Source organism: Rossellomorea sp. ABR4_012 (assembly GCF_056159545.1).
The window spans coordinates 263,142-286,400 of the sequence record NZ_JBSWVK010000004.1 but is presented as its reverse complement, the minus strand read 5'-3'; the positions used below and the strand labels follow the sequence as shown (position 1 = coordinate 286,400).

The window sequence follows — 23,259 nt, the reverse complement described above, 5'->3', positions numbered from 1 at the left end:
TTAAAATAGAAAGATACTCTAAGACTTTTGTGAAAGGATTTTTTTATGAAAAAGACATTAGTGCTGGCAGAAAAACCTTCTGTCGGCAGAGATATTGCAAGAGTGCTTCAATGCACAAAAAAGGGAAATGGATTTTTGGAAGGGAAAGAATATATTGTGACCTGGGCACTCGGTCATCTTGTCACACTTGCAGATCCTGAATCCTATGATGAGAAGTATAAATCATGGAAGCTGGAAGATCTCCCGATGATGCCTCCAACTTTAAAGCTGGTCGTTATCAAGAAGACCGGAAAGCAGTTTAATGCAGTGAAGTCCCTGATGAACCGTCCCGATGTCGGTACCATTGTAATCGCTACTGATGCGGGGCGTGAAGGTGAACTCGTTGCACGCTGGATCATCAAAAAATCAAGAGTCAATAAGCCGCTTAAACGGCTTTGGATTTCTTCTGTGACGGATAAAGCCATTAAAGAAGGCTTCAATAATCTGAAAGATGCGAAGAAATATGAGAATTTATACGAAGCGGCCCAAGCAAGGTCTGAAGCAGACTGGTATGTAGGAATGAATGCCACAAGAGCATTAACGACCAAGCATAATGCCCAGTTGTCGTGTGGAAGGGTCCAAACTCCAACGTTGAGTATAATCGCGAAGAGGGAAGAGGACATAAAGCAATTCAAACCCAAAGCTTATTATGGTATTAAAGCAGTAACCGATAATGGAACCTTTATCTGGACTAATTCTAATGGTGATACGAAAACATTTTCCAAAGAAGAGGTCAACGGAATCTTGACCTTAATAAAGAAAGAAATAGCCGGTACCGTCAAGTCTGTGAAAACCACTTTGAAAAAACAACATGCCCCGTCCCTCTATGATCTTACTGAATTACAGAGAGATGCACATAAAATTTATGGCTTTAGTGCCAAAGAGACACTTTCAATCATGCAAAAGCTATATGAACAGCATAAGCTTGTAACGTATCCGCGTACTGACAGTAAGCATCTGTCCTCTGATATCACCGATACGTTAAAAGACCGTCTAAAGGCAATTAATGTGCAGCCTTACCGCCCTTCTGTAAATAAAGCTTTGAAAAGTTCAATTTCACTGTCTAATGCATATGTCGACGATCGCAAAGTCAGTGATCACCATGCGATAATCCCGACAGAGGAGACGCCTTTTCTTCAACGTTTACAGGACAGGGAAGCAAAGATATATGACCTGATTGTGAAACGTTTTCTGGCCATATTTTTGCCTCCTTACCAATATGAGCAGACGAAAGTTGAAATGACGGTAGGTAAGGAACATTTCCATACAAAAGGCAAACGGGTTAAAGACAACGGTTGGAAAGAAGTATACGGATTTGATCATGATGAAGATCAGTTATTGGATAAAATGGATGCTGGTACTGAACTAAACGTCCTTTCTATAGCAGAGACGGAAGGTGTGACCGCCCCGCCAAGCCGTTTTAATGAAGGGACTCTATTGGCCGCTATGGAAAATCCTGTAAAATATATGAAAGAAAGCAGCAAGAAGCTTCTTGAAACCATTGGTGAGACAGGCGGGCTCGGAACCGTTGCGACAAGGGCTGACATCATTGAGAAGCTATTCAACTCAGGGGCCATGGAGCAGAAAGGCAAAGAAATACATCTTACTTCCAAAGGAAAACAATTATTGGATCTCGCCCCGGATGAATTACGTTCCCCTTCCCTTACGGCCGAGTGGGAGCTGAAGCTTGATAAAATTGCGAAAGGCTTACTGGAGAAGCGTGATTTTATCGAGGAAATTAAAGATTATACTACAAAATCGGTTCACGAAATAAAGAATTCAGATAAAAAGTTTTCCCACGATAACCTCACTGGAACAAAATGTCCAGATTGCGGGAACCTGATGTTAGAGATCAAGAATAAAAATGGGAAGAAATTAGTTTGTCAGGACCGCGAATGCGGACATCGTAAAAATGTCAGCAAGAAAACAAATGCACGATGCCCGAACTGCCATAAGCGCTTAGATTTGCGGGGAGAAGGCGAGGGACAGCTGTTCGTCTGCGTTTGTGGACATAAAGAGAAACTATCCACCTTCAATGATCGAAGGAAAAAAGAGAAACACAATAAGGCGAGTAAGCGTGATGTGAATAAATACTTAAAGACCCAGGAAAAAGATGAACCAGTGAACACAGCTTTGGCTGATGCGCTGGCAAAATTTAAACTTGATCAGTAATATAACCAAAAGATAGGGATTGCTTCCCTATCTTTTTTGAATATATATTGATAGAATATTCTTAATAATCATGTAAATGAGGTGAGAGGAATGACGCCGGTCACTGTAAAAGGGTTTTTCGGGGCCATACAAAACGGAAATATAGAAGTGGTGGAACAGTCATTACAGGCGGATACAAATTTATGTAATGCCGAGGATGAAAACGGATTGATTGCACTCGGGGTAGCAGCACATTATGGACAAATGGGGATTGTCCAGCTTCTATTGAATTATGGAGCGGATATCAATTCGGTATCCAGCTCAAAAATATCTTATATACCATCCAATAGCGCATTGCATGCCGCCATAGCAGGTAAAGCTCCAAAAGAATTGGTTGAATTCTTATTAACAGAAGGAGCAGACATTCACTCTATTGATTCAGCAGGTTATACACCACTTCATATCGCTGCTTTTGAAGGGGATGAAGACCTTGTCACCCTGCTGCTGGAATTCAGCGCTGACCCTCAGTTCAGAAATGCTTCCAATCAAAAAACACCTTACGATATTGCGGAAGATAGAGGGAATATGGACTTTATAGGCGCATGTGAACGATATTCAACCAAATGATAACCGTTTAGGGGAAGGAAGTTTATCTCAATTATCAAGGGATAGCTTCTTTTTTTTATATTGCACATAAATGAAGTATTCCTGATTGTGCAAGAGTAAAGGAAAGTTTTCAAGTTGAATGTAAACCCTTACATCATTGGTATTATTGGAATATAGTTATGAAAATTCTGTTTTTATTATCAGAAAAAATAATCTTTTTAGAAAATTCTGTTGTTATTTGTCGTATAACGTATTAAAATGAATCTTAATTTCATCTGAAGGGAGGACATCTTGATGCTGACATTTCTTGCATCAGTCTGTATTTTAGTAGCGGGTTACATGATTTATTCTAAGGTGGTCGAGAAGATTTTTGGCATTGATGACTCAAATGTAACACCTGCATATGCAAGCAAAGACGATTTTGATTTCATGCCAATGAGCTGGTGGAAAGCGAGCTTAGTTCAATTATTGAATATTGCTGGACTCGGTCCAATCTTTGGAGCCATTTTAGGCGCATTATACGGACCGGTTGCATTCATATGGATCGTTGTCGGAACACTTTTCGCAGGAGCTGTACATGATTATTTTTCTGGAATGTTGTCACTCCGGCATAATGGCGCACAATTTCCCTCATTAGTAGGAAGATACTTGGGAAGACATGTCAGATCTGTAATGAATGTTCTTTCTATCATCCTGATGATATTGGTGGCGGCAGCGTTTACTTCAGGACCTGCTCAATTGATGGCCGAAGTGACGCCATTATCCTTCATGGCATCATTGTTGATTATTTTTACATATTTTATTCTTGCCACTATCTTACCCATCAACAAAATCATAGGTAAGGTTTATCCGATTTTCGGTGCAGTACTGGTATTTATGGCAGTCGCGATTGGAATAGGATTGTTCTTCTTCGAACATCCTGTACCTAACCTTACATTTGCCAATTTACATCCTCAAGAGCTTCCTTTATGGCCGTTACTGATGGTTACTGTTTCATGCGGAGCGATATCAGGCTTCCATTCTACACAAAGCCCGATTCTTGCCAGAACGTTAAAAAAGGAAAGTGAGGGCAGGAAAGTGTTCTATGGAGCGATGGTGGCTGAAGGTATCATCGCATTAATCTGGGCTGCTGCAGGTATGGCATTTTTCAATGGTACCGGAGGGCTTCAGGAAGCATTGGCTGCTGGAGGTCCTGCAGGAGTGGTAAATGAAATCAGCAAAACGACACTCGGAACTCTTGGAGGCATCCTTGCCGTACTCGGTGTCATCATCCTGCCAGTCACAACCGGAGACACTGCTTTACGCTCTTCGAGAATGATGCTCGTTGACTTATTGGCTGATTGGAGAAAAGAAGAGCCGAAAGGGAAATGGCTGCCTGCGCTTTTAGTTATCCCTGTAGCACTTCCGACATTCCTGCTGACTCAGATAGATTATACTTTCCTTTGGAGATATGTAGGCTGGTCCAATCAGGTAGTAGCTACTGTCATGCTTTGGACTGCTGCTGTTTATCTGCTGCAAAACCGGAAATTCCATTGGATCTGCAGTGTTCCGGCTTTATTCATGACAGCGGTAGTCAGTTCTTATATCTTTTATGCTCCCGAAGGATTTCACCTTCCATACACAGAATCCATGATCATTGGAGCTGTCATCTGGACAGCCGTGCTGATCTGGTTCATACGACAAATCCTGAAATATAAGCCTGTAAGGCAAAAATCACTAAATGTAAAATCAGTTAATTCATAAGAACTTAAAAGGCCCTTCGTTTGGAGGGTCTTTTAAGTTTTGAATCAGGCTGAGTTTCAATCGTGAAAGTTCTGAATATTTTGTCGATAAAAAACGAGCTATTCTAAAGAATTACTCTAATTATTTTACAAATTTCGCAGAATACATATGCTAACGTTAACTCAACTCCTATAAATAGTCTATTCTATTTTAGAATATACATAATGACCAAAAGTCAAAGGAGCTGATTTTACATAGTGTATAGTGCAATTTAATATTGTACAAGTTAAAATGAGTTGAAAAGACAAAATATTCAGACATCATTGAATCCGTGAAACTTAGTAAGTGTTCAATAAGTGCAAAAAAACATGAAAGCGCTTACTATTTGAATGAATCTATTAGTCTAGGAGGAATAGGGATGTCAGACAAGGTGAAAATTGGTCTTATTCAAGCTTCTCACGATGTGGATGGAAGCGAACCGGTAGAGGTGCATAAAGAACAATCCATTAAAAAACACATTGAATTGGTACGGGATGCGGCAAAGAAGGGTGCTCAAATCATTTGTTTACAGGAGATTTTCTACGGCCCCTATTTTTGCTCGGAACAAAATCCTAAGTGGTATGATTCTGCAGAAGAAATACCTAATGGCCCGACAACGAAGCGGTTTCAGGAATTAGCTAAAGAGCTGAATGTCGTAATCGTTCTCCCGATCTATGAAAGAGAAGGCATAGCCACTTATTACAATACTGCGGCTGTGATCGATGCAGATGGATCGTATCTCGGTAAATACCGGAAGCAGCATATTCCTCATGTCGCAGTTGGAAGTGAAGGGTATGGTTTCTGGGAGAAATATTACTTTAAACCAGGTAACCTTGGTTATCCGGTATTCGATACGGCCTATGCAAAAGTCGGGGTGTACATCTGTTATGACCGACACTTCCCTGAAGGGGCAAGATTATTAGGATTGAAGGGAGCGGAAGTCGTATTTAATCCTTCTGCTACCGTGGCGGGGCTCTCTGAATATTTATGGAAGCTGGAACAGCCGGCCCATGCGGTGGCAAACGGTTATTATCTGGGAGCGATTAACCGGGTCGGTTATGAGGGCCCTTGGAACATGGGGGAATTTTACGGGCAGTCCTATCTGGTAGATCCACGCGGAGGTTTTGTCTCTATCGGCAGCAGAGACAATGATGAAGTGATCCTTGGGGAAATGGACAAGAAATTGATCCGTGAAGTAAGGGATACATGGCAGTTCTATCGTGACAGGAGACCCGAAACATACAACGAGATGACAGCGCTTCTGCCTTGAGTCATTTAGCGCTGGTGTGTGAATAAAAGGGGCTGACATCGAAATGATCTTTGGATGCATTCTTTGTCGGCCTTTGATTCTATGAATTTATTAACTGGGGAAAAAGGGGGAAACCATTTTGTCCAAGACACTATCACTACTCCATCTTGAGGAGAATTTTCAGGAAGCCCATAAAGGATTATCCAACAGAGATGCTTTGGAAGAAGCGAATCGATGTTTGTATTGTTATGATGCACCTTGCATTCAGGCATGTCCCACTGGTATAGACATTCCTTCCTTCATAAAGAAGATAGCATCAGGAAACCTAAAAGGTTCAGCAAAGACGATCATGAGTTCAAATCCGGTCGGTGCCAGTTGTTCAAGGGTATGTCCGACAGAGGAATTGTGTGAAGGTGCCTGTGTGCTTAATCATTCGACGAAACCGATCATGATTGGTGATCTCCAGCGGTATGCTACCGATTGGGCACGTCATAATGACGCGGTATTATTTGAAGCAGGTGAATCTAACGGCAAAAAAGTGGGGATTGTCGGCGGAGGGCCTGCAGGCTTGTCAGCAGCAAGGGAATTAGCACGTTTTGGTTATGAAGTAACCATTTTCGAAGCGGCGAAGGAAGCTGGAGGATTGAACACATATGGAATTGTTTCCTTCCGGCTTCCACAAAGCATTTCCTATTGGGAAGTAGAACAAGTCAAGAAGCTGAACGTAGAGATCCGGACAAATACGAAGGTCGGCGAAGATATCTCTGCAGAAGAAATCCTCGATAGCCATGACTTTGTCATCCTGGCTGCAGGCATGTCACATGTACCTCCATTGAATATTGAAGGTGAACACCTTGAAGGTGTTCATGATGCCATTGAGTTTGTAAAGTCCACGAAAAGCGGTGAAATATCAAAAGAGTACGTTGGTAAGAAAGTGGTTGTCATCGGAGCGGGTAATACAGCCATTGATGGTGCGACATGTTCAGTTCGGTTAGGAGCTGAAAATGTGAAGATCTTGTACCGCCGCACTTTGGAAGAAATGACGGCCTATGATTTTGAATATGAATTTGCTAAACAGGACGGAGTTGAATTCCGCTGGCTTACAGCTCCCAAGAGAATCCTGGGGAATGAAGATGGTAAGGTAATCGGAATTGAATGCTTGAAAATGGAGCTCGGTGAACAAGGCGAAGATGGAAGACGCCGTCCGGTCCCGGTAGAAGGGTCCGAATTCACCTTACCCGTTGATGCTGTCATTAAAGCGATCGGCCAAACAAGGCACCGGTCATTGATCGATCAATTCCAATTAGAACATAAAAACGGAGTCGTTCAAGTTGATAAGGATACACTTCAAACGTCCAACCCGAAAGTGCTGGCTTGCGGGGATGTGATTTTCGGTAAAGGAATCGGGGAAGCGATGGTAGTGACAGCTGCTGAACAAGGTAAGCAGGCAGCCTATCACCTTCACAGAAAATTGACGTCGCTTCAGGTGAATTAAGATTTGTTCTAGGGGGGAAACACATGGCAAATTTAAATATCGACTTAGCAGGAATTAAATCACCAAATCCATTTTGGCTGGCATCAGCTCCACCGACCAATTCGGGTTATCAAGTACAGAGAGCGTTTGAAGCAGGTTGGGGAGGCGCTGTCTGGAAAACGCTGGGGGAACCGATCATCAACGTATCGTCAAGGTTTGCTGCAGTTAGCTTTAACGGACAGCGGGTAGCAGGCTTTAATAACATCGAACTCATAACGGATCGGCCATTGGAAGTGAATCTTAAGGAAATTTATGAAACGAAAAAACGATTTCCGAATCATGCGATCATTGCATCATTAATGGTGGAGCCTAAGCAGGAGAAATGGCATGAGATCGTCAAAAAAGTGGAAGATGTGGGGGTCGATGGATTAGAGCTGAATTTCGGCTGTCCTCATGGTATGGCCGAAAGGGGAATGGGAGCCGCATCCGGCCAGGTGCCGGAATTGGTGGAAAAACAGACGTACTGGGCAAAGGAAGTGGCCAAAACGCCTGTCATCGTCAAACTGACTCCTAATATTACAGATATCACTGTCACAGCAGAATCAGCCGTAAAAGGCGGGGCTGATGCAGTAAGTATGATCAATACAATCAATAGCCTCGCAGGTGTCGATCTTGACAACTGGAACACCATTCCCCATGTAGCAGGTAAAGGTGCTCACGGAGGGTATTGCGGACCTGCGGTTAAACCAATTGCACTGAACATGGTGGCTGAATGTGCACGCAACCCGCGTATCAATGTCCCTATTTCGGGAATGGGGGGAGTTTCAAACTGGCAGGATGCCGTTGAATATATGCTGATGGGTGCATCGGGAGTACAGGTTTGTACAGCGGCCATGCATCATGGGTTCAGAATTGTCGAAGACATGCTGGACGGCTTAAATAATTATCTTGATGAAAAAGGCATTGCATCCGTTCAGGAACTGGTTGGTAAATCAGTACCGAAATATTCCGATTGGGGTAATTTGGACCTCAACTATAGTGTGGTAGCAAAAATAAACACCGATGTGTGCATCAATTGCAATAAATGCCATATTGCCTGCGAGGACACTTCCCACCAATGTATCGACATGCTTAAAGACCAGAAAGGAAACAGTTATTTAAAGGTCCGTGAAGAAGACTGCGTCGGATGTAATCTATGTTCGATCGTCTGTCCGGTGGACGGAGCGATCGATATGGTGGAAGTACCGAGCGGACATATGCCGATGACGTGGAATGAACGTCAGGCTGCAGTCGGTAAATTGGCACAATGTGAAACGAATGCGGTGAAATAATCAGGAGGGTGAGCAATGAAAAAGATAATCCAAAACGGAACAATTGTTACAGCAGCGGACACTTATAAAGCCGATATTCTCATTGAAAATGAAAAAATCATCAGTATAGGAAAAGGCTTTGACGTCAGTGATGTAGAAGTCATTGACGCGGAAGGGAAGTATATTTTCCCAGGCGGAATCGATCCGCATACCCACTTGGAGATGCCGTTCGGGGGTACAGTCTCCAAAGATGATTTCGAAACAGGGACCATTGCAGCAGCATTTGGGGGAACGACGACACTTATCGATTTCTGTTTGACCAATAAAGGTGAACCTTTGCAAAATGCAATCGATACATGGCATGCGAAGTCAAAGGATAAGGCTGTGATTGATTACAGTTTTCATTTAATGATCGGTGAAATCAACCAGGAAGTATTAAGTCAGCTTCCCGAGGTGATTGAAAAAGAAGGTATTACTTCTTTCAAGGTATTCATGGCTTATAAAAATGTCTTTCAGGCCGATGATGAAACCTTGTTCCGTACCTTAGTGGCAGCAAAGGAGCTTGGTGCCCTGGTGATGGTGCATGCGGAAAATGGAGATGTCATCGAGTATTTAACTGAGAAAGCTCTGGCTGAAGGAAAAACAGACCCTATTTACCATGCGTTGACCAGACCTCCTGAGCTTGAAGGAGAAGCAACGGGAAGAGCTGCGAAGTTAACAGGGCTGGCTGATTCTCAATTGTATGTCGTTCATGTATCCTGTTCTGAAGCTGTAAAGCAAATCGCTGAAGCCAGAAGCAAGGGACTTAATGTATGGGGGGAAACCTGCCCTCAATATTTAGTCCTTGATCAATCTTACTTGGAACGTCCGAATTTCGAGGGTGCCAAGTATGTATGGTCCCCGCCTCTGCGTGAAAAGTGGAATCAGGAAGTATTATGGAATGCATTGAAAAGCGGAGAGCTCCAAACGCTGGGTTCAGATCAATGTTCTTTCGACTTTAAGGGACAGAAAGATCTTGGTCTGGGAGACTTCACAAAAATTCCAAATGGCGGACCGATCATTGAGGACCGTGTATCAATATTATTCTCAGAAGGAGTTGAGAAAGGAAGGATTTCCCTGAATCAGTTCGTTGATATCATGTCCACACGGAGTGCGAAGCTTTTTGGTCTTTACCCGCAAAAAGGAACCATTGCGGCAGGCTCCGATGCTGATGTGGTGATTTTCGATCCGAACGCGGAACGTGTCATATCCGCAGAAAACCATCATATGGCAGCTGACTATAACCCGTTTGAGGGCATGAAGATAAAAGGTGAGCCTGTTTCAGTCTTATCAAGAGGCGAATATGTCATTAAAGATAAAGAATTCGTCGGCAAATTGGGGAAAGGAAAGTATGTTAAGAGAGCGAGATACGGTAAACATCTTTCACAAGAAGAGAGCGAAGCCTTACAACCTTCTAAATCCTAGTATCACACGACTTATGATTCTTGCTTAATAGTAGAACAGCTCCTGCATGAGAGAGTGGAAAGAAGATTCTTTCTGCTCCCATGCCTCTCTTTTCATTCGTTTGGTTTTGCCATTTGAAGCAAACAAAAAGGAGTGTTCATGTTGAAAACAAGCTATTTGAAGTCACCTGATTTACTGCCGGTAAAAGAGAAAGATAGAAAAATTACGAAATTAGGATATTCATTCATGTGGGTAGGGATGGTCGTCGTACTTGCCACCTTCGCTATCGGAGGAGCAGGAGTGATGTCTTTACCGCTTCCCCTTGTGCTCCTGGCCACTCTGATAGGATCTATAGGAATTGGACTTTTTATCACCTTGACAGGTGATATCGGAGTCGAACACGGCTTATCTTTTCCTGTATACATGCGGGCCCCATTCGGAACGTTAGGGACTCATATTCCTTCAATTGTAAGAGGTGTGGCAGCCTCTATGTGGTTTGGTATCAATACCTATTTCGGAGCCACTGCAATGAATGGGATCTTGAATCTCCTTTATGGTTTTGATAACTGGTTTGTATGTTTTATGATTTTTGCGCTATTGCAATTAGTCAATACAGCCCTGGGGATCAAAGCGGTAGAAAGATTTGCCGACCTCGCAGCTCCCGTCATTATTCTTATATCTGTATGGATGTATTCTTCTTTATCCGATACTGCAGCAGCACAAGGAAGAGATATCTGGAACTGGGTGGAAAGCCCTGTCACAGGAGGAGCCGCTGTTACGGCATTTCTTGTTGTCATTTTCAGTAATATGGGATTCTGGGCGACCCTGGCAGCCGATATCCCTTCGATTTCACGTTATATGAAAGCACCTCGAAATGAGAAGAATTGGTTCAAACGCAATAGGAGCTCTTTAATCGGAAATTTGATCACTTTGCCGATTACTCAGACATTTATGGTATTAATCGGTGCTGTATCCTATATAGCCGTCTTAAATTATGATCCTGTCATTGCACTGCAGGAAGCAGCCGGCGGTCTGGTACTTGGGATACTGCTGCTCATGATTGTCCTTGCACAATGGTCGACAAACATTGCAGCCAATGTTGTCCCCGCAGCGACTATTTTCTCTAATGTCGGAGGACCGAAGTTTCCTTTCTGGGCCGGTGTATTTACCGCGGGTATCGTCGGTACACTTGTACAGCCTTGGAACTTATTTGGAGTCATCATTCCGGTTCTACTGTTTGTAGGGGGGATTTTATCCGCCATTGTCGGCATACTCGTAGCAGATTATTATTTAATCAGAAAGCGAAGAGTGAATGTTCCTGCACTATATGAAGACCATGGCCAATACAAATATATGAATGGTGTCAACCTTGCAGGTTTTATCTCTTGGGTGATCGGCGCGGTTGCATCTTATTTTGTTCCAAGCTTTTCATTCCTGGTAGGCTTTAGTGCAGGTGCGATTTGTTACTATGTCCTTGCCAAGTATTGGTGGTTCCAAAAATACGAACAGGCGGAATTACTCGACCCGGATGACAATAAGTATTTAGGGATTTCAGCAGGACGGGATTGGGAAATAGATGTTGAAGCTGACAAGTCATTGGAAAAAGCGCCGACTGGTACAAGTGCCACCATTTAATTTGCGCGCCATGTAATATCAAAGCTCGATGTAGAACATTGGGAGAGTTGTTTGGAGCGGATTGAATCCGTCCCATGTGGAGAAGAGCATCGGCAATTGGATAAGACTCTGTATCCCCCTCGCCGTCTGAGGTCAGCCTCCCTTTTTTTATCGTAAGTCTTTGATCTGCAGCGACTTGTTGACTAAATACAGTTTATTTGGGGGTTTGAACATGTCTGAATATCAAGAGTTCTTAAATGAGCGGGATAAAATTGATTTCCTCATTCAAAAGGGATTTAAAATCGAGAAAGTAACAGAAAATTTAAGCGGGGCATTCGTCGTCTTTAAGCATTTAGAGAATAAGAGAAGTGCAACACTTCATATACAAACGGCAAATGCAAGAAAGTACTTTTCAAATCTTTTGATCCATTCTTAAGACGTGAGGGGGATATAAATGGAGAACCTGCCTGAAATGAACATAGATAAGTTTAATGAAATGAAAAAACTTCAATTGTTCACAGTCATGGACACATCAGAGGAACTAGTGGAATGGATGTTATCCTTCCTGTCTTCAAATGAAATGTCGGAAGAAGAGTGGATGAAGTTTTACCATTCAGAGGTTCACATTTTGATCCCTGCAGTTGAGTAAAGGGTTGGGTTATTCCAACCCTTTTTATCTATTTATGTCTATAGAACGTATCACCCTATAAGAAGGAGAATATGTTGATGAGTCTTTATTATCATTCAGTGGAATCGATTCTTTCCAGAAGATACTTTGAACATTCAAGGGTCATAGCCGGTCAAAAAGGGCTTCAGCGCCAAGTGAAATGGGTCCATGTAGTTGAAGTTACCTCTATAAAGAACTTACTCAACGGGAATGAATTGATCCTTACTACAGGGCTTGCATTAAAGGAAGAGTCTTCTTTCATTTGCTTGCTGAATCAGCTCATACAAAGTGAAGCAGCCGCCCTATGCATCGAACTTGACACGAATATTTCAGCCATTCCCCACTCAGTCATAGAATTGGCTGAACAGCACGATTTTCCCATTATCGTATTCGACAAAGAGGTGCCGTTCGTCAGTATTACACAGGATATTCATTCCGTCCTTATCAATCAGCAATATGAAATGATGAAAAAATTAGATGATTTTGCTCAAGTACTTAATAAAAGATTGCTTACTGTCAATCAGTCCCATGAAATACTAAATGTTTTACATAAAGAATTGGACGTCCCAATCATTTTTCAACTAAAGGAACAAGAACCGCTTTTTCATCCCTCAATGCGGCGTTCGGAGGAAATGAAAGTGCGTATGAATTACGAAGAACATCTGAAAACTGCCAGAAAAGATTTTACATCTGCAAAAGTCATCCTGTTCGATCGGGAATACGCAGAGCTCTTTATTTTCAGGAACGATCACCCATTTAGTGAATATGAGACGCTTCTCTTGGACAGGACTTCCACTGCATTGGCTCAATTTTTAATGAGGGAACTCTATTTTAATGAGAAAAAGAGAATCGAAGAATCAAAATGGATCATGTCCTGGTTAAAAGGGGAGCAGTCCAGTGAAAGACTTGAATCCTATTTAAGAGGATTAAAGACGAATTTTCATGGCGGTGTCGTTTGTATCTTTAGTGACATGAAAGAACAGGAAATACAGGATTGCACGTATTTCAATCTGGTCGCAAGAAGTATATTTGAGCAGCAAGGATTTCATGCTTTACCTGAGAAAAATGGGAATGATTTATTATTCATCCTTCTTGATACTCGTAAGCAGCATGATTGGAAGAACCGGATGAAGACAGCACTGGAAAAGATAGAGAAATCACATTTCCTTTCAAAAGGCAAAGACACGGTCATCTCCATAGGTAAATATCAAGAAGAAATGATGAATATTCATTTGAGTTTCAGAACAGCAAGAGAAAGCTTATTGTTCCGTTCGAAAGTCAAAGGGCATCAACGATTCTTTTTCTTTGATGACTTGCACCTTTACAGACTGATCTCCATCGTCAACAACAATGTGAATCTATGGGAGATGATTGAAGAATATCTGAATCCACTCATTTCTTATGATGAAGAAAATGACGGAAGTTTATTGTTGACGCTAAAAGTTTTCTTAAGCTGTCAAGGTTCAAAACAAGAGACGGCAAAGAAATTATTTATCGTCAGGCAAACACTGTATCATCGCTTGAAAAAAATAGAAGAACTGCTTGGTGAAGATTATATGAGTTCCGATAAAAGATTAGCGATTGAGTTTTTATTGGCATCTCATGATTATCTAGCCCCATTAAAGACCGTAATGAGACGTTCAGCATCAAGATGAGAGGGTCAGTGATTTATTTAGGTGCTCTTTCCTAATTAGAGCCTGATGTTAAAAACGAATTGACAAATGTTGAGAACCGGTTACTTTACATTTTGTCTAATGAAAGCCTTTACTTTATCTTTCATAATGTATTTATACACTTCGTAAAGCATAAATCACGTGAATATCAGTGCTATCAGAAACGTAATCAAGGAGGAGTTTATATGTCGGTTATTAAAAAAGAAGTAGCTGTTCTAAAAAACTACATTGATGGGAAATGGGTCGAGTCACTAAGTTCACAGACTATGAATGTTTTAAATCCTGCCACAAATGAAGAACTGGCAAGCGTTCCTATTTCGACTAAAGAAGATGTTGACCGTGCGGTTCAGGCAGCTAAAGCAGCTTCGAAAACATGGAAGAAAACCCCTGTTCCGAAAAGGGCGAGGATCCTTTATAAGTACCATACACTTTTATCTGATAATCATGAAGAATTAGCAAAGCTCGTCGTGCAGGAAAACGGAAAGTCATATAAAGAAGCATATGGTGAAGTGCAGCGGGGGCTGGAATGTGTGGAGTTTGCATGCGGAGCGCCTACGTTGATGATGGGTGAAACCCTAAGCGGCATTGCAGAGGAAATCGATTCAGAGATGTTCCGTTATCCGCTGGGAGTAGTCGCTGGTATTACACCTTTTAACTTTCCGATGATGGTGCCGCTCTGGATGTTCCCCCTTGCTGTTGCATGCGGGAATACATTTGTACTGAAACCTTCGGAAAGAACCCCTATCCTTGCAAACAGACTTGCAGAATTATTTACCGAAGCCGGAATTCCTCAAGGAGTGCTGAATGTGGTGCACGGGGCGCATGATGTGGTTAATGGGCTGATTGAACATCAAGATATTGCAGCGATATCTTTTGTGGGTTCACAGCCTGTAGCCAAATATGTTTATGAAAAATCCGCTTCTAAAGGGAAACGTGTCCAGGCACTTTCTGGAGCGAAAAATCACCATGTGGTAATGCCTGATGCAGATTTTGATAAAGCGGCAGACCATATCATCAGCTCTGCATTTGGGAGTGCAGGACAGAGGTGCATGGCATGCAGTGCTGTCGTTGTAGTAGGGGAGAATGAACCGTTCGTCAATGCACTTAAGAAGAAAGCAGATGAACTTTGTATCGGTAATGGAATGGACGATGAAGTGCTGCTGACCCCGGTAATCAGAAGTGAACATCGCGATCGGACACTGAATTATATTGAAAAAGGCCTGCAGGAAGGCGCTTCCCTTATTCGTGACGGAAGAAAGGAAATGGATGAGTTAAAAGAAGGAAACTTTTTGGGGGCAACGATATTCGATCATGTGACCCCAGAGATGACCATCGCAAAAGAAGAAATGTTTGCCCCGGTATTGAGCCTTCTGCGTGCCGATGATTTAGATGACGCGCTTGAATATATTCGTAAATCCCGCTTCGGAAATGGAGCAACCCTCTATACAAAAGATGCTAAAGCGGTAAGACAGTTCCGGGAAGAGGCTGATGCGGGCATGTTGGGTATCAATGTTGGAGTTCCTGCGACCATGGCATTCTTCCCATTTTCCGGGTGGAAGGATTCTTTCTATGGAGACATGCATGTAAACGGGAAAGATGGAGTAAATTTCTTTACAAGGAAGAAAATGATCACCTCAAGATTCGATTTCTAGAAAGAAATAAGGAGGGGTTCCCAATGGTGAAAACTGGTCAGGATATGTGGCTGAAACAAGATGAACAATTCATATGGCATTCCATGAAGCCGTATAATCCTTCAGGGACGATGGTTGTGACGGAGTCAAAGGGTTCATGGGTAACCGATCATGAAGGAAAAAAATACTTGGATGGAATGGCCGGGTTATGGTGTGTAAACGTTGGTTATGGGAGGCAGGAACTGGCAGAAGCTGCATATGAGCAGCTGAAAAAAATGGCCTACTTCCCTCTGACACAAAGTCATCAGCCGGCAATCCAGCTGGCGGAGAAACTGAACGATTTACTGGGGGATGAATATGTAATATTTTTCTCTAACAGCGGCTCGGAAGCAAATGAGACTGCGTTCAAAATAGCCCGTCAATATCATCAGCAGAAAGGTGAAGGAGAGCGCTATAAGATTGTTTCAAGGTATAGAGCCTATCACGGAAACTCAATGGGAGCATTGGCTGCTACAGGGCAGGCACAAAGAAAGTATAAATACGAACCATTGGCTCCAGGGTTCATCCATGTTGCCCCACCGGACTCATACCGTGATGAAGCATCAGGGAAATCCCCACATGAATTACCTGGTGTAAAAGCGATTGACCAGGCAATGACTTGGGAGCTCAGTGAAACCGTAGCTGCCCTCATCATGGAGCCGATTATAACGGGTGGAGGTATATTAATTCCTCAGGAAGAATACATGAAAGCAGCCAAAGAAGTGTGTGAGAAACACGGGGCATTGATGATTGTAGATGAAGTGATATGCGGTTTCGGCCGAACAGGCAAGCCGTTTGGCTTCATGAATTATGACGTGAAGCCTGATATCATCACGATGGCTAAAGGGATCACATCCGCGTATCTGCCATTATCCGCTACGGCAGTCAAACGTGAGATATATGAGGCCTTTAAAGGTACTGAAGAGTATGATTATTTCCGCCATATCAACACATTCGGAGGGAATCCTGCAGCTTGTGCGCTTGCGTTGAAAAATCTCGAAATCATGGAAAGTGAAGACCTCTTCACCAGATCAGCCGAGCTGGGTGAAACGGCGCTCAATACGCTCAAAAATCAGCTGCAGCAGCATAAATTTGTTGGTGATATCAGAGGTAAAGGACTGCTGATTGGTATCGAGATGGTCAAAGATAAACAAACGAAAGAACCTTTGGAAGTAGAAAAAGTGAATGGAGTCATCTCCTACTGCAAGCAAAACGGTGTCATCATCGGAAAGAATGGAGCGACAGTCGCCGGATATAATAATGTCCTGACTCTTTCTCCACCGCTCAATATTGAAGTGGAAGATCTTGAATTATTAGTCACTACAGTCATCGAAGGCATAAATAATGTACAATGAAAAAATAGCAGCTGCAAACTTTTGCAGCTGCTATTTTTTCCATTTCATACTACTTTTCAGAAAATAGTGATAAAATTAAATCATCCAAAATATAGAAAGAGGAGATTGTCAATGTCCGTATCATTTAAAGGGATTGATCATATTCAATTGGCTGCACCTGAAAATTGTGAAACACAAGCAAGAAGGTTTTATGGAGAAATAATTGGGTTGAAGGAAATTCCAAAACCTGAAAACTTTCGGGGAAGAGGCGGCTGCTGGTTCCAGTTTGGCTCACAGGAAATTCATGTAGGCATTCAGAAAGATTTTGTACCAGCAACAAAAGCTCACCCTGGGTTGCTGGTAGAAGGGCTGGATAGCTTTCGCAACGCCTTGGCCGAGAAAGGTATTGAAGTAAAAAAAGATGCGCCGATCAATGGAAGAAGCCGCTTCTTTGTTTCAGACCCATTTGGAAATCGGATAGAGTTTTTGGAATATCATTGATATCACTGTTCAATTTCATGCATCTCCAATATTTGAGATGCATGTTTTAAAAAGTCGACTTTCGAAATTCGTGTGATAAATCCTTGGATGAAGGCGGCACATTTCTTCTTTTAACATTGATTGTATCGGAAGAATGGATTGTTACAATCAGCTGTCCCCCGTATACTTTTGATCGGATCAGGAGGGGCTGATTATAAATGTTCCGAAAAATAAAATCAGGACCATACCAACTTACAGTAGCATCTCTGCCATGAGGGACATAAGGAACCCTTTTACTATGATGATAAAGTTCGACTATGTTAACTCCCGCAAGGTCGACTGCATTGTATAAAGTGGACGAGACCTGGCAAATACCTCCCCCGATATCTTCTGAAAGTTCCCCTCTTACAATGACGGGAGCCTTCTTATACCCTTTCTCCTTTGTACGTTTCCCCACTACTTTATTAAATGAGAATACTTCACCGGGAAATACAACCGTATTGTTGATAGCGTGTGCTGCAAGTTCAATATTGTGAGAGCGCTCCATATTACGTCGATTGAAATAAGTGACATAATGTCCGATTTGCTGAGTCCGAATCGTAGAAAGCAGTTCACTATCCACTCTGGGATATATAACTTGTAATGGTACTTCAATTGAAGCTGTGCCTTTCGAGAATAGAGCTTCCAACAGTAAGTTTTTGAACTTTCCTTGATGTAATCTATATCCGTTTTCATGCTGGATAATGTGATTGTTCTCATCCATGTATGCATCACGAGGAGGGACTGATACTTTCTTATTGATGTCTTCCATGATTTTTTCAATTACGTCGGGATTGAGAAGTGGTTCATCAATTTCTTTATATGATAAATCGTTTTTTTGATAAGACGAAAGGTGGCTTTCTTGAAAGATAATATCAATTTGACCGGTTGTGGTTTCTTTCATAACAGGAAATGAAAGAAGACTGATTAAAGTTAGTTTTGTCAATAGCTGCATCATCGGACATCATTCCCTTCTCAAGTAGTATTGGTGAGTTATTTACTTTCATGTAGAAAATGAGAGAGATAATGATTTCCAATAATTACAGCTTATTCATTTTTGGTTCATTCAGAAACTATATAAAAAAAGGTATGGTTCAATATGTATTTTGCAAGGACAATCGTCGTTTATCTTCTTATCCTTTTTATTGTGACTGGAAAAGCGGAAGCCGGGATGATTGAAGATAAGGAAGGTACCATGGTTGACCCGCGTCCTTCTTTTTCAATTGAGCTTCTGCCATGGGATACTGTAAATGAAATGATTCCGAATAAATCATTCTTCACGATCATTGATGTGGAAACAGGCCGTAGTTTCAATGTGCAGCGGAGGGCAGGTAGTAAACATGCTGATGTTCAGCCCCTTACAAGAGAAGATACTAAAATCATGAAAAGCATATATGGCGGTAAATGGAGCTGGGACAGGAGAGCTATTCTGGTTCAATCCAACGACCGTTTAATCCCTGCTTCAATGAACGGAATGCCCCATGGAGCTGGAGCACTCCAGAACGGATTTCCGGGACATTTTTGTGTTCATTTTTATGGCAGTACCACACACAAGACCCCGATACCCGATCTAGCCCATAAATTGATGATTCTAAAAGCTGGGGGAGAACTCCATAGGTATTTATACAATATGGACCCATATGAGAGCCTTCATATCATGGAAATAGCAATCAATCAGCATGATGACAATCTGCTTTCACTTGTCCTGACGGAAGGGAAGAAGGGAACTGCAAAAAAACTAATAAATGAGATTGAACACATCGACATTGCAGAACTTTCATTGCTCCCAGCCGAGGATTTACATCCTCTTTTCGGTCTGATCGTGAAAGCGAACCTGAAATGGATATCGAGTGATCAAACACTAATGATGAAAAGAGGTGAAGTGATCATACGTAAAAATAGTCCTGAAGATCAATGGACCATAGATGGTGAAGCACTCACTCAATTGGTGCATTAAGGTATAGAATGTTTTACATTTATTTCTAATAATGTATGTAAAAATTTATGCAGTTGAGTTTTTTCTCTCTCCAATAAGGGAAAAGGGAATTAAACAAATTGTGGAGGGTAGGAACTCATGCTGGAGTTTATAATAAATGTCATTAAAGAACTGGGGATGTGGGGTTTGTTTGCAGGAAATGCAATCGAAGCTTCTTCTCTCCCTTTTCCAGGCGTATTAGTCACACTGACATATGGTTATCTGCTTGACCCGTCATGGGGAAAGCTGATCAGTCTTGCAGTTTTCAGCAGTCTGATTTATACCGTATTCAGCTACATCCCGTATGTGATTGGATTTAAAATAAAACATACAATCAAAGATAAAACAAATGAAAAAAATACAAGAAAAGTTGAAAAAGCACAGAAGTGGTTCAGGAAGTACGGGGTATGGAGCATCGCTCTTTCCCGTCCACTCGGGATAGGGAATTATATTTCCTACGCCTCCGGGATAAGTAAAGTGAACAAGATAAAGTTTGGCACTCTTACGTTTGTGGGGATTTTTCCTGTTACCTTCATCATGCTCATTGTAGGGAAAAACGGTCATTTGGAGTCGGTTCAGGCATTGATGAGCAGTGTTCAGAACTATATCTTCATTGGCGGAGCCGTATTGCTCATCCTTTATATTGCATACAAATTCATGTATTCAGCCAAAAAGAAGAAAAACGAAGACTCCTCTCAGAATAAGCTTTCTCCCAAAATGGCAAAGCAAGGTGATTCATAGATCAAGCAGTTTATGTAGAAAAAATCTTTAATGAAGCGTCCCTCCTTATAAAGAGGGATTTTTTTTGTATGTGGGTTTTTAGGTTGGCGCATCAGCTTATGAATGAGCACGCCGCCTCCGCTTTCTTTCCGGTGTTTTCGCCTTATGCTTGTCGCCTCTGAGCAAGCCGCCTCCGCTTTTCTATTGTCCAGCTGCAGGGCTTAGAAGCACATGTCATAAGCCAAATCGACCAAGAAGGCAAAGAACGCCTTCATGTCCGATTCGTCTTATGCCACCCGCCTCTCTTCAAAGCCCTTCCGCTTTTCGCATTTCCTCAATCTGCTACGTGCTCCTTTTTTGGTCAGTATGATATAATGAATAGTCGAGATTAGTAGAATTAGCATGAAAGGTTTGATTCGAACCATGACTCAATATACGCCGATGATTAGGCAATATTTACAGGTGAAGGCAGATTATCAGGATGCCTTTTTATTTTTTCGTCTTGGAGATTTTTATGAAATGTTCTTTGATGATGCGATATCTGCATCCCAAGAACTTGAGATAACGCTGACAAGCCGTGATGGCGGCGGCGAGGAAAGAATCCCCATGTGCGGGGTCCCTTATCATTCTGCACCTAATTACATAGAACAGTTGATTGATAAAGGGTACAAAGTTGCCATATGCGAACAGACAGAGGATCCGAAGCAGGCAAAGGGAGTCGTAAAGAGGGAAGTGGTACAGCTTATCACTCCTGGTACGGTAATGGACGGCAAGGGATTGAATGACAAGGAAAACAATTATATTGCTTCCGTGACACCTTTTGACGACCTTACTTTTGGGCTTTCGTATAGTGATCTCACTACAGGTGAATCGAAAGTGACCCTTGTAACAGAAGGGATCCAAACATTATTAAATGAACTATCGACGATCGGGGCAAAAGAAGTTGTTCTTCCACCTGATATGGATGAGGAGACGCAAAGAAAGATCAATGAAAGAAATGAGCTTACACTTTCCTTTGAAGGGGAAACGGGACTGGATCCTTCATTCTCTCATCTTCTTTCATCCCTTGAACAGGATAAACTGAAAGAGGCTGCCTCCAGACTTTTCCAGTATTTGTTCCGTACCCAGAAGAGAAGCCTGGATCATTTGCAGGAGGTAGAGACGTACAATATCTATCAATATATGAAGATGGATTATTATTCAAAAAGGAACCTTGAATTGACCGAAACAATCCGTTCCAAAGGAAAGAAAGGTTCACTCCTCTGGCTGCTGGATGAAACGATGACCGCAATGGGGGCACGTCTCCTTAAGCAATGGATAGATCGTCCACTTATCCAATTAAAGGACATCCAAAAACGTCAGACAGTAGTGGAAGTCCTCCTTGAAAGATTCTTTGAAAGACAGGATCTGAGGGAACGTCTTAAAGAAGTATATGATTTGGAGCGGTTGGCAGGAAGGGTAGCCTTCGGAAACGTAAATGCACGTGATTTGATCCAATTGAAAAAATCACTTCAGCAAGTCCCTGTTTTAAGGCATCTTGTTGAGACTATGGGTAATGAAGCAACAGATCAACTCGTTTCAGAGTTGGATCCGTGTGAAGACCTGACTGATATATTGGAACTGGCACTTGTGGACAATCCTCCTCTTTCAATAAAAGAAGGCAGCATCATAAGGGATGGTTACCATGACGATCTGGATCAGTACCGTGATGCAAGCAAAAACGGGAAAAGCTGGATTGCAGAGCTCGAGCGTAAAGAGAGAGAGCGTACGGGAATCCGTTCACTGAAAGTCGGTTTCAATCGTGTATTCGGTTATTACATTGAAGTGACAAAAGCCAACCTGCAGCATTTAGAAGAGGGACGGTACGAAAGAAAACAAACATTAACAAATGCTGAACGTTTCATCACTCCTGAATTAAAGGAAAAAGAGTCTCTCATTCTTCAGGCAGATGAAAAGTCCGTTGAGCTGGAGTATGAACTGTTTCTCGGGATCCGCGAAACGGTGAAAGAATATATTCCACGTCTTCAGAAACTGGCGAGACTTGTAAGTGAACTGGATGTTCTTCAATGTTTTGCAACGGTAAGTGAGAAAAGGCACTACAATAAGCCAGTATTTAATAATGAACGAAAAATCATTCTTAAGGATGGCCGTCATCCTGTTGTTGAAAAAGTCATGGGTGCACAGGAATATGTGCCAAACGACTGCTCTATGGATTCAGAGCGGGAAATGCTGTTAATCACAGGACCCAATATGTCTGGTAAAAGTACGTACATGCGTCAAATCGCGCTGACATCCATCCTTGCCCAAATCGGTTGTTATGTACCTGCAGAGAAAGCTGATCTTCCGATTTTTGATCAGGTATTCACGCGTATCGGTGCAGCGGATGACTTGATCTCCGGCCAGAGTACATTCATGGTTGAAATGCTTGAGGCAAAAAATGCAATCGTCAATGCGACGCAGCAGAGTCTGATCCTATTCGATGAAATAGGCCGAGGAACATCCACATATGACGGGATGGCACTTGCACAGGCAATCATTGAATATATTCATGAAAACATCGGTGCAAAAACGCTGTTTTCTACTCATTATCATGAATTGACCATCCTTGAAGAAGAATTAAGCAAAGTGAAAAATGTACATGTAAGTGCAATGGAACAAAACGGAAAACTTGTATTCCTTCACAAGATCAAAGATGGGGCTGCCGATAAAAGTTACGGTATTCATGTGGCGGAACTTGCCGATCTGCCGAAGGAACTGATCCAGCGAGCGAACCAGATCTTATTGCAGCTTGAGCAAAAGGAAGATGGGCTGACTTTATCAAATCAGGAAGCAGCGGTCACGAAAGAGAGAGAGTCTGAAGGCTCTGTGATCAATGACGCTCAGCTATCCTTCTTCCAGACAGAGAAGAAGGAATCAAAGGATTCAGCCATTACATCGAAAGAAAAGAAATTACTGGATGAACTAAAAAAACTCGACATCCTTGAAATGACCCCATTGGATGCGATGAACACTTTATATGGAATTCAAAAGAAGCTAAAAAACTAAAGGCGGTGT

General features: G+C 42.2%; 18 protein-coding genes. 17 read left to right on the top strand and 1 reads right to left on the bottom strand.

All coding sequences use genetic code 11. From position 1 onward, the window contains the following. The first annotated feature begins 45 nt into the window (after positions 1 to 45). The 14 genes from ACXAFV_RS17460 to ACXAFV_RS17395 all read left to right on the top strand — a co-directional run bounded on the left by ACXAFV_RS17460 (position 46) and on the right by ACXAFV_RS17395 (position 17,492). A complete protein-coding gene (locus ACXAFV_RS17460; protein WP_475128338.1) occupies positions 46 to 2,211 on the top strand; it encodes a DNA topoisomerase III in 2,166 nt (721 codons plus the stop codon). A 90-nt stretch (positions 2,212 to 2,301) separates the two neighbouring features. Next, positions 2,302 to 2,817, top strand: a complete 516-nt coding sequence (locus tag ACXAFV_RS17455; RefSeq protein WP_475128337.1) for an ankyrin repeat domain-containing protein — start codon at positions 2,302 to 2,304, stop codon at positions 2,815 to 2,817. A 273-nt stretch (positions 2,818 to 3,090) separates the two neighbouring features. Continuing rightward, positions 3,091 to 4,539, top strand: coding sequence for a carbon starvation CstA family protein (locus ACXAFV_RS17450; RefSeq protein ID WP_475128336.1), 1,449 nt, complete (start codon positions 3,091 to 3,093; stop codon positions 4,537 to 4,539). 397 nt (positions 4,540 to 4,936) lie between these two features. Next, positions 4,937 to 5,827 (top strand): nitrilase-related carbon-nitrogen hydrolase, encoded by an 891-nt coding sequence (locus tag ACXAFV_RS17445; protein ID WP_475128335.1) that lies wholly within the window; start codon positions 4,937 to 4,939, stop codon positions 5,825 to 5,827. A gap of 118 nt (positions 5,828 to 5,945) precedes the next feature. Continuing rightward, positions 5,946 to 7,301, top strand: coding sequence for an NAD(P)-dependent oxidoreductase (locus tag ACXAFV_RS17440; protein ID WP_475128334.1), 1,356 nt, complete (start codon positions 5,946 to 5,948; stop codon positions 7,299 to 7,301). 23 nt (positions 7,302 to 7,324) lie between these two features. Next, entirely contained in the window at positions 7,325 to 8,611 is a 1,287-nt protein-coding gene (gene preA, locus ACXAFV_RS17435; protein WP_475128333.1) for an NAD-dependent dihydropyrimidine dehydrogenase subunit PreA, read from the top strand. Positions 8,612 to 8,626: 15 nt separating this feature from the next. Beyond that, positions 8,627 to 10,054, top strand: a complete 1,428-nt coding sequence (gene hydA / locus ACXAFV_RS17430) for a dihydropyrimidinase (protein ID WP_475128332.1) — start codon at positions 8,627 to 8,629, stop codon at positions 10,052 to 10,054. 141 nt (positions 10,055 to 10,195) lie between these two features. After that, positions 10,196 to 11,668: an NCS1 family transporter gene (locus ACXAFV_RS17425; RefSeq protein ID WP_475128330.1), complete on the top strand. Its 1,473-nt coding sequence runs from the start codon at positions 10,196 to 10,198 to the stop codon at positions 11,666 to 11,668. Between the two features lie 211 nt (positions 11,669 to 11,879). After that, positions 11,880 to 12,083: a hypothetical protein gene (locus ACXAFV_RS17420; protein WP_475128329.1), complete on the top strand. Its 204-nt coding sequence runs from the start codon at positions 11,880 to 11,882 to the stop codon at positions 12,081 to 12,083. A gap of 18 nt (positions 12,084 to 12,101) precedes the next feature. After that, positions 12,102 to 12,296 (top strand): hypothetical protein, encoded by a 195-nt coding sequence (locus ACXAFV_RS17415; RefSeq protein ID WP_475128327.1) that lies wholly within the window; start codon positions 12,102 to 12,104, stop codon positions 12,294 to 12,296. Between the two features lie 77 nt (positions 12,297 to 12,373). Then, positions 12,374 to 13,969: a PucR family transcriptional regulator gene (locus ACXAFV_RS17410; protein ID WP_475128326.1), complete on the top strand. Its 1,596-nt coding sequence runs from the start codon at positions 12,374 to 12,376 to the stop codon at positions 13,967 to 13,969. A gap of 203 nt (positions 13,970 to 14,172) precedes the next feature. Continuing rightward, complete coding sequence (locus tag ACXAFV_RS17405; RefSeq protein WP_475128325.1) at positions 14,173 to 15,639, top strand: CoA-acylating methylmalonate-semialdehyde dehydrogenase; 1,467 nt, start codon at positions 14,173 to 14,175, stop codon at positions 15,637 to 15,639. A 23-nt stretch (positions 15,640 to 15,662) separates the two neighbouring features. Continuing rightward, positions 15,663 to 17,012 (top strand): aminotransferase, encoded by a 1,350-nt coding sequence (locus ACXAFV_RS17400; protein WP_475128323.1) that lies wholly within the window; start codon positions 15,663 to 15,665, stop codon positions 17,010 to 17,012. Positions 17,013 to 17,123: 111 nt separating this feature from the next. Beyond that, positions 17,124 to 17,492 carry a VOC family protein gene (locus ACXAFV_RS17395; protein WP_475128322.1) on the top strand — a complete coding sequence of 123 codons (369 nt, stop codon included), beginning with the start codon at positions 17,124 to 17,126 and terminating at the stop codon, positions 17,490 to 17,492. 46 nt (positions 17,493 to 17,538) lie between these two features. Here ACXAFV_RS17395 and ACXAFV_RS17390 read toward each other — a convergent pair whose 3' ends face one another. Next, complete coding sequence (locus ACXAFV_RS17390; RefSeq protein WP_475128321.1) at positions 17,539 to 18,468, bottom strand: VanW family protein; 930 nt, start codon at positions 18,466 to 18,468, stop codon at positions 17,539 to 17,541. Between the two features lie 141 nt (positions 18,469 to 18,609). On the opposite strand from ACXAFV_RS17390, the gene ACXAFV_RS17385 reads away from it, so the two are divergent. The 3 genes from ACXAFV_RS17385 to mutS all read left to right on the top strand — a co-directional run bounded on the left by ACXAFV_RS17385 (position 18,610) and on the right by mutS (position 23,250). After that, positions 18,610 to 19,467 carry a hypothetical protein gene (locus ACXAFV_RS17385; protein WP_475128319.1) on the top strand — a complete coding sequence of 286 codons (858 nt, stop codon included), beginning with the start codon at positions 18,610 to 18,612 and terminating at the stop codon, positions 19,465 to 19,467. A gap of 117 nt (positions 19,468 to 19,584) precedes the next feature. Next, on the top strand, positions 19,585 to 20,226 hold the full coding sequence (locus ACXAFV_RS17380) for a DedA family protein (protein WP_475128318.1): 642 nt from the start codon (positions 19,585 to 19,587) through the stop codon (positions 20,224 to 20,226). Positions 20,227 to 20,628: 402 nt separating this feature from the next. Further along, a complete protein-coding gene (gene mutS, locus ACXAFV_RS17375) occupies positions 20,629 to 23,250 on the top strand; it encodes a DNA mismatch repair protein MutS (protein WP_475128520.1) in 2,622 nt (873 codons plus the stop codon). The last annotated feature ends 9 nt before the right edge of the window (positions 23,251 to 23,259 follow it).